The 266-nt window shown below is 69.2% G+C and carries 1 protein-coding gene; it reads right to left on the reverse strand.

Annotated elements, in window-relative coordinates:
- On the reverse strand, nucleotides 1–266 hold a 266-nt coding region (locus SB771_RS34870), incomplete at both ends, for a methyl-accepting chemotaxis protein (RefSeq protein ID WP_410722022.1).

Here is a 266-nt window from a genome sequence, read left to right on the forward strand (position 1 = left end):
CGCGCTGCCTCGACCGCCGCGTTCAACGCGAGAATGTTGGTCTGGAACGCAATCCCCTCGATCGTGCCGATGATCTCGCGGATGTTCTTCGCGCTGTCGTCGATCTCGCTCATCGTCGCGACCACCCGGCCGACCACGTCCCCGCCCGCCTCCGCCACCGCCGACGCGTTGGCGGCGAGCGCGCTCGCCTGGCGCGCATTCTCGGCGTTCTGACGTACGGTGGAGGTCAGCTCCTCCATGCTCGCCGCGGTGCGTTCGAGCGCGAC

The sequence above is a fragment of the Burkholderia sp. SIMBA_051 genome (assembly GCF_046534915.1).
In the GTDB taxonomy this organism is placed as follows: domain Bacteria; phylum Pseudomonadota; class Gammaproteobacteria; order Burkholderiales; family Burkholderiaceae; genus Burkholderia; species Burkholderia ambifaria.